Annotated in this window: 6 protein-coding genes; 3 read left to right on the top strand and 3 right to left on the bottom strand. The window is 36.1% G+C overall.

Annotated elements, in window-relative coordinates; translation table 11 throughout:
• Window positions 1-394 precede the first annotated feature (394 nt).
• On the top strand, window positions 395-985 hold the full coding sequence (locus AC3DU7_RS18540; RefSeq protein ID WP_488040794.1) for a hypothetical protein: 591 nt from the start codon (window positions 395-397) through the stop codon (window positions 983-985).
• A gap of 141 nt (window positions 986-1,126) precedes the next feature.
• On the opposite strand, the gene speD is transcribed toward AC3DU7_RS18540, so the two are convergent.
• Both speD and AC3DU7_RS18530 read right to left on the bottom strand, forming a co-directional pair.
• Complete coding sequence (speD, locus tag AC3DU7_RS18535) at window positions 1,127-1,567, bottom strand: adenosylmethionine decarboxylase (RefSeq protein ID WP_488040793.1); 441 nt, start codon at window positions 1,565-1,567, stop codon at window positions 1,127-1,129.
• Window positions 1,568-1,817: 250 nt separating this feature from the next.
• The gene (locus AC3DU7_RS18530) at window positions 1,818-2,873 is read right to left on the bottom strand and encodes a pentapeptide repeat-containing protein (protein WP_488040792.1); all 1,056 of its coding nucleotides are present in this window, start codon (window positions 2,871-2,873) and stop codon (window positions 1,818-1,820) included.
• A gap of 1,223 nt (window positions 2,874-4,096) precedes the next feature.
• Here AC3DU7_RS18530 and AC3DU7_RS18525 point away from each other — a divergent pair.
• Together AC3DU7_RS18525 and AC3DU7_RS18520 are read left to right on the top strand one after the other, a co-directional pair.
• Window positions 4,097-5,113 (top strand): CHAD domain-containing protein, encoded by a 1,017-nt coding sequence (locus AC3DU7_RS18525; protein WP_488040791.1) that lies wholly within the window; start codon window positions 4,097-4,099, stop codon window positions 5,111-5,113.
• 690 nt (window positions 5,114-5,803) lie between these two features.
• A complete protein-coding gene (locus AC3DU7_RS18520) occupies window positions 5,804-6,460 on the top strand; it encodes a Crp/Fnr family transcriptional regulator (RefSeq protein WP_488040790.1) in 657 nt (218 codons plus the stop codon).
• A gap of 649 nt (window positions 6,461-7,109) precedes the next feature.
• On the opposite strand, the gene AC3DU7_RS18515 is transcribed toward AC3DU7_RS18520, so the two are convergent.
• On the bottom strand, window positions 7,110-8,303 hold the full coding sequence (locus tag AC3DU7_RS18515) for an FtsW/RodA/SpoVE family cell cycle protein (protein ID WP_488040789.1): 1,194 nt from the start codon (window positions 8,301-8,303) through the stop codon (window positions 7,110-7,112).
• Between the last annotated feature and the right edge of the window lie 30 nt (window positions 8,304-8,333).

The following is an 8,333-nucleotide window of genomic DNA, read 5'->3' as shown; positions in this document are numbered from 1 at the left end:
TAGATTCTTGAGAAAGTTCATGGTTAGTTTCAGAATAATTCATAGATATTAATTAGGGTTTGCTGAAAAAGTCTTTTTGCTGGAGTAGGAGACAGGAGACAGGAGAAATGGGAATTAGCGAGGAGGTAGGAATAAGAATTGTAAGAATGATTTTTCTGCCCAACTCTTACCTAAAATACTAAACTTTCCTAAAAAGGCTAAAACCAATATCAGTAAATGCTTTGATATTTAATCAGCAAGCCCTAATTAAATAATCAATAATATGGAGATGTCTATTTGTATAAGTGAATATTTTTCTTTAATAGTAATAGTAACTTGACGAATTTCTATTTTATTTGTCTAATTTCACTAATTATCCGCCATAATGATTGAAAAATATCATAATAGTAAAATAATGCAAAATATTAGCGCATCTAATCAGATGGGACATAATCCCGAAAATAACTACTCTCCATCTGTACCTATTTCTGTATATAGAGAAGCTACTGCTGAACTACAAGCAACTCAAATTAAGCTAGAATCACTCAAAGTTCATAACGATCAATTAATCCAGCAAAATCAAAAACTCAAAAGAGAATTTGAAAAAGTTATTCAATCTGCGACACAGTTACAAGAAACTCTGAATTCTTCCCTGCTTGTAACTCAAGTAACTCAACCTCAAGTATCTTCTTTTCCCAACTCTCAACTTAGAGTAGATACTTTTAGAGATAATTCTTTTAACTCTGATTTTGAGGTAGATGCTCCTGAAACATCATCTGCCTCACCTTCTCTACCATTTACCGAGTCTAAAAAAATAGACGATCCAGATTCTCCAGAGTATCTATTTACAGAGGAACAAGATAGAAGTCGCTACAGTAGAAATTATAATTCCAGGCAAGTATCTGAACTGAATGGAATTTGGTTAATAGTTGCTATTTGCTTGATTGTAATTGCTGCATTTGGTGCTGGCTATTGGGTTGTACGCCCAATTTTAAATCAACGATAATGCTCCGCTTTGCCACTGCAATATTAAATTCTTATATCTTAAGAAATTACGGACTCAAATACATTATGATAATCTATAACCCCACGGCTTGCGTCGTGGGATTATTAATCTAAACCAAGCATATATTTACTCTAGTTGCAATTAACTTAGATTGGTTGTTAATCCTCTAGCTAAACTCGTTTGCGTCAAACTATTAACATCACTATCTGTTATCGAAGTATCTTGGACTCCCATCCCAGGGTCAAAACCACGCTTAATCTCAGTCAATTTTATTTGTTTAGCTTGGAGAGCGGTTTCTAGAATCTCTATAGCTTTATGTGGGTTTCCATGACCACAAAAGAATAAGTCAGCAGCAAAGTAACCTAACTCTGGCCATGTATGGATAGCAATATGAGATTCTGCTAGTGTTGCCGTCGCAGTTACTCCATGAGGGCTAAACTGATGAACACATAAATCTATGAGGGTTGCTCCTCCTGCTGTAATTGCATCAATTAAAGAGCGACGGATACGTTCAGGATCGTTGAGCAGCTCTGCAGGGGACTGCCAAGCATCAACGACTAGATGGGTTCCCAATTGTTTCATTCTGCGCGGTTATACCTCCACCCGATTAAGGTCTCCAATTTTTTATTTTACCACAAAATTTTGGTATTTTTGAATTATAAGTAATTAATTTGACTATTTTCCCACATATTAATGATGGATGTGGGATTCTAATTAAGGTCGTTTCAGCACTGGTCAAACGCCTAATCATTATGCATTTTATTCCTATTGACTAACCACAGTTTAATCCTGTGGGGCAAAGCAAAATTTTCTGTATAGATCTATTTTAACTCTATTTGTAAGTTGAACCATTCGGCATAATTGCTTCTTTTAAGCAAACATCCTGAAGAGCAGAAAGATTTAAACTAGACCCAATCAAGTTAGCACGACACAAACAAGCTTCTTTCAAGTCAGCACCTTTAAGAGATACTAGCAATAAACCGGCACCACAAAGACTAGCTTTCTGTAAGTTAGCGCCTCGCAAGTCAGCTTCTAATAAATTTGCTCCTGAGAGATTAGCCGCTTTTAAGTTAGCACCTCTTAAGTTAGCTTTACTCAAGTCAACAGCTCGGAGGTCTGCTTGTTCAAGATTAACACTGTTGAGATTAGTATTGCTAAGATTTGCTCCTTGTAGATTAACTCCACTCAAATTTGCTCCGCTTAAATTAGCATTGCTCAGATTGGCCCCTTGTAAGTCTGCCTCAGTTAAGTCAGCAGCACAAAGGTTAGCCTCTGCCAAAGTTACTTCTGTTAAATCTGCCTTGATTAATTTTGCACCACTGAGATTTCCTCGTTGTAGATAAGCTCTAATTAAACTTGCCTCATTTAATAAAGTGCCACTTAGGTCTACCTCACTCATAATTACCCGATTCAAAGTGGCCTTAGTTAAGTCTGCGCCACTGAGAATAGCACGACTGAGGGTAGCTCCTGTTAGGTTAGCTTGAGTCAGTTTTGAGCCATTCAGCAAACAAGTTCCGACCATGCTTGTGCCAATCAGAATAGCTTCTGTTAAATCTGCTGCTGAAAAAATAGCCCCACTCAAAATTACTCCAGTTAAGTCGGCTTCAATAAGAGTAGTTTTAGTAAAGCTCGTAGCGCTCAAATTAGCTTCAATTAATTTAGCTTCAGAGAGATTAGCATTACTAAAATCTGCACCAACTAGATTAGCTCCAATTAGTTTAGTTTTAGCTAGGTAAGAATCTTTGAAACTAGCATTACTTAAATTACTTCGATTAAGGTTAGCTGCACCTAAATTCACTGCAACTAGGTTAGCTCCTTGAAAATTTCTTTCTCCTTTGGAGTGTCTAATTAATAGTTCATTTGCGCTTAAAAGCTCGCTGACATTCATAAAATAAATCTGTTAATTTATCTAGATTTGCGTTGATTTGTTTAAATTCCTCTGAATTGCCAATGAATTGCCAAATATGAAATTTAAAGGATTCTATATTTGGTAAAACTTTCAACAGAAATTATTTTTTGTTAATGCTAAACAAAGTTATTCGGCGCAGCCCTCATCTGGGATATCCTAAGTTTAAATAGGTTCATAAGTCTTGGAGAATAGAACTTTACTCCATGACTAATTACTATTTGTTGTATCGATCAAATTACAGGAGTTATCAAACAGGATTGGGTCGCGCAACCCTGCCTTGATTGGCGATCGGGTTTTTAGAGCCTTTCTCCAATCCCCGTAAAAAAAATAACTTCTGACTTCTGACTTCTTTCATTACCGAATAATTAATAATTAAATAATTCTGGGTATGCGCCTCTCTTTTTAAGGGGAAAAGTGGTCGTTAGCGGAGCTTCCCGCAGGGTGGGATGGCTCCGAAACCTACATCATATCCATGAGACCAAGAGAAGAAATAATATTTCCTTATATTCAATTCTGTAACGGCTAAAACCCGAGGTAATTATCAATTATCCATTATCAATTATCAATTATCAATTAATGAATGGCATCCTTGCAGTCTAGAGACCCTTGTGTGGCTGCGGGCCTGTTCAGCTAGTGTCACCCCCCTGATAGTTCGTGGGACAACTAGATTGCAGGTTGTGATTAAGCTGCACAATAATTAAGCTACCAGGTTCGTCTGAAGCTGAACCTTGAGTACCTGATGTTCTGATACTGCATTTATTGCTTATGTCTATTTGATCCATCAGTGCCTAATTTTTAGGAAATTGGCTGCTTCTTTAGTAAAAATGATAGCTGACAGTTGATTATTAGACAAATTTTTGTTAAATAAGCCTGAATCTTTAACTTAAATTATTTTAATCGATCAAAATACTTTTTTATGATGTACGCCATACTTTTTCATGTTTGAAAGTGTAGCTCATAATAATAGACATCTCCAGAAAAGAGGGAATAGGGAATAGGGAGTAGGGAATAGGGGGAAAGAACGGATAATTTATGTAGGATAATTGATTTTATTTTTGATTTTTGGATATATCTAATGGAGTTGTTGGGAAATCAAAATATACGAGGAAGTCTGTTAAAAAGCAACAAAAAGTGTTATTATAAAAGTTTTTCAGAATATCGTAAACGTAACTGCAAAAGTTGAGTTAGGGTTTCAATTAACTATGACAACACAAGTATTGCCGAAAGTAAATAGTCTTGGAGACTGGGCATCCTTAGCTTTTGAAAAGCATTTTCAGAAAACCCTCAGACATGAACCAGAGGTACTAAAAGATCTAGATCCAGAGGAACTACATCAAATGCGTGTAGGTATGCGTCGCTTACGCTCTGCTGCTCAAGGTTTCAGGCCAGTTGTCACTTTGCCGAAAGCAGCTCAAGATGGAAAGATTGGTAAAATTGCTCGTTGTTTAGGGGGTTTAAGAGATTTAGATGTTCTTTTAGAAGCCCTTCAAAATCGCTATCAACCAAATTTACCTCCTCAGGAACAAGCAGAGCTAGATAAGGTTATGCAGAAGTTACGAAAACAACGTCGTCATGCTTTTAAAAAAGTACGAAGAATACTTGAAAATAAGAGTTATTTAATGTTGAAGCAAAGATTGCAGGAATGGTTGGATAACCCAATTTATACAAGTATTTCCCGCCTGCCTATTCAAGAAGTATTACCAGATTTATTATTACCTGAAGTTAGTCAATTGCTGCTTCATCCTGGCTGGTTGGTAGGTATTGAAACAGAGGACTTAAAAACAAGTAATAATCAGGATTTTTTACTACAAAAAACTAATTCCCAGCATCAAGTTATCAAAATTAATAATGATGTTTCTTTTATAAGTATTAGCGATAGAGATGAAGAAAATTTACATAATCTGCGTAAGGAAGTAAAACGGGTTCGTTACCAGATGAGTTTGTTTACGGAATTTTATGGCCCGACTTATGAAGCTTATTTAAAAGATATGAAAGAAATTCAGGAATATCTCGGCGATCTTCAAGATGGTGTTGTTTTAAGAGAGTTTCTGGAAAATGTTTTGAAATCTAAAATTGAAAAAGTTCTTCCTACTTTAGAGAAGCAATTACAACAAAGTTGGCATCAAGCATGGCGAAAATGGCAGGTTTTGCAAAGACGATATCTTAATATTCAAGTTCGCCAAAATTTCCGTTCTGAATTATTGCGACCTGCGATTTAACGAAGCCAGAAGTCAGAATTCTGAATTTCCTACGGAATGCTCCGCAAACAGAAGTTATTTTTGTAACAGGAATTTGAGCAACTCTCCAAAAATATTTCACTTTAAAAGGCGGGGTTGCGCGACCCAATTGTTTTGACAAATTCTAGTATATTAGACTTCTTGTAGAGATTATTTTAGTTATCAGTACCTCTGGGTTCAGCCAGAGGCAAGAAAATACTGAAGTTTATTTTTTGGTCACCGAAAAAACAAAAAAAAGAAGTGAGTATTTGATTTTTACTTTTGCAAGAAGTTGATTTATCCAAAATTGGTAGTAGGCAAAGATTGAATAAGAAACAGAAAATATATAAAATTTCTCTCATCTAAAAAAAATTTTTTGTGTCTACTGCCTTTCTGAGTTGCATAGAATGATATAGCAATATGATTTGAGTTGTGAGATATTGGAAACTTTTAGGCAACAGCTCATCTGGCAAGAGGCAACAGGGAAGAAAAAAACTAATACATAAGAATTAAGATGACTGCTATCTTACATACTTTAAAGGAACACCTAAATTCTCACATCTGATTCCTGATTGCTATAGTAAAAAAAGTTTAACCTATTACTAATTTTTTAATTACCTAATCTTTACCTTTCTAGGATAGGGTAAGTTCTATGTATATAAAACTAGTATATGTAAACTGGAATGTATAAATATGGCTCAAACTTCTAGAGCAATTATAGAGAATAATCAGTATAATAAAAGCCCTGAACGTCATCTACACTTTTTTAATAAAGGAGAAACAATACCTTTAATGTCGCAAGGTATTTGGCAAATTTGTCAGGGTTTAGTGCGACTCAGTACTCTTTATCCAGTAGGCGAAGAAGGTCTACTCGGATGGGGTGGACCTTCTATGTGCTTTGGTAGTTGTTTTTCCCACTTGCAGACTTATCGGGCAAATGCTTTGTCAGATGTTTGTTTAATGTGGTACACAATGATCGAGATAGAGGCTTCCCCAAAATTAGCCCAAGAATTGTTACCTCAATTGGGAAGACGATTTCGGCAAACAGAGGCTTTATTAGCGATCGCCGGACAACGACGAGTAGAAGACCGTCTCCATCAATTATTACTATTATTGAAGCAAGAATTTGGCCAGCCCGTGACTGATGGTACTCGGTTAAGTATTCGCTTGACTCATCAAGATATTGCTGGTGCTATTTGTACAACACGAGTAACTGTCACGAGAATTCTGGGAAAATTACAACAGCAAGGATGGATCGATAGAGATAAAGACCGTCATTTGATATTAAAAAATGAAGCTTTTGCATCCTCATCAGATTTGTTTGGATTTGTCAATAATACTAATTACTAAACTTACTCGAATAAATTATTAGGAATCTCCACAAATCAAAAATAAAATCTATTTTTATCCATACACGATTTTCACAGTTCTGGTTTTCCTATTTTCTGAAGATATTTATTAGACATAGGCGTGATAATAAAAAAATCAAATCAATTATAAAACAGAAATTATCAATTCTTTCCTCCTACTGCCTACTTCCTACTTCCTACTTCCTCTTTTCTGGATATTTCTATTACCGAACAACTAAGGTTTAAAGCCTCTCCTTGGCAGCGCCGCGAGCTGTTGCTTTACAAGGAGAAACAAGCGGTCAAGGGATGGCGAGGAGACCTAGCCATATCCAATTAACCAAGAGAAGAAAAATTTTTCATGATTAGTCAATCAATTCCGTTTTCACTCTCGAGGTAATTATTAATTAGGGTTTGCGCTCATAAAGTTTTTTGGTAAGGGTAGGAGCCAGAATCCAGAAGTCAGGAGAAATAGTCAGAAGAATAGTACCTTGATTGTTCTGCCATAATCCTCCCAAAATGCGCTCCTTTTTGAGTATTTTAGACTGAAAACTTGCGCACTTTTTTAGACCTAAAAAGGCTAAAACTTATATCAGTAAATGTTTTGAGATTTAATCAGCAAGCCCTAATTATTAATTATTAATTATTAATTATTAATTATTAATTGTTGAAACATAGCGTTGTCTTCGTAAGCGACGTTCTTTCAAGATTAAAATATCTGCCTGATTTTCTTCTCTGGCTACTCTAACTAATAGTCCAGCTAGCAACAAACTACCAATCATTGAACTACCGCCATAACTAAACATTGGTAATGGTAAACCTGTAGTTGGCAGTATCCCAGTCGCAACACCTATATTCAGGAAAGACTGACCGACTAAAGCTATCATTACTCCAATAGCTACAAGTTGATGTTCCATTCTAGTAGCTTTTAAAGCAACTCTCAAAGCTACAATACTGTATGTAGCTAATAAAAGTAACAGTAGTAATGCTCCTACAAAACCAAACTCTTCAGCATAAACAGAAAATATAAAGTCACTATATGGAATAGGGAGAAAATGTAGCTTTTGCTGAGATAAACCGAAACCACTACCCCAAATATCTCCAGAAGCGACTGCTAGTAGACTTTGAATTAACTGATAACCGTCCCCCATTGCATCTGCCCAAGGATTTGTAAAAGAAAGAATTCGCCTCCTTTGATAATCATTAATGCTGACGCTAATGGTAGCTAAAAGAAGTCCAGCTAAAGCAATGCCTCCCAGATAAAAGTAAGGTAGTCCTGCAGCAAAGGCAATAAACCATAGAATCATGCCACATAAGGCAGTGGTACTTAAGTTTGGTTGTAGCAGGATAGATATTAGTATCAAAGAAAAAGTACATAACCAAATTATCCTCACTAACCAACTCAAGCGACTCCATCTGCTATACAAATAAGCTGCTTGTAGCACCAAAAAAGGTTTCATTAGTTCAGATGGTTGAATAATTACTGGACCTAGAGATATCCAGCGAGTTGCACCATTAATTGTGGTTCCTATTCCTGGTATCAGGGTTAGAAGTAGGAGAGTGAGAATGAGAATTAAGCCTATTTTGGCAGTTTGCAGCATAGTGGATAAGCGGGTATAAACAATCACATTAAATCCCACCATTCCTGCTATTACCCATATTAATTGTCGTTTAAAAAAGTATAGACCGTCTCCATATTCTGTTGCACCACTGGGGTAGGAAGCGGAAAACAATACTACTAAACCGATAAATAGCCAGAGAAATGTTAACCATCGTAATAGTCTAGCTTCTATAGCCCATGTTTGGACTTTGGGGTCGAAAAAGGGAATGAGATAACGTAAATCCATATTATTAGTGCCGCTACGCGGAAGTCAAAA

Source organism: Okeania sp., assembly GCF_983059655.1.
The sequence above is the reverse complement of the archived record's forward strand: the minus strand, read 5'-3'. Positions and strand labels throughout refer to the sequence as shown.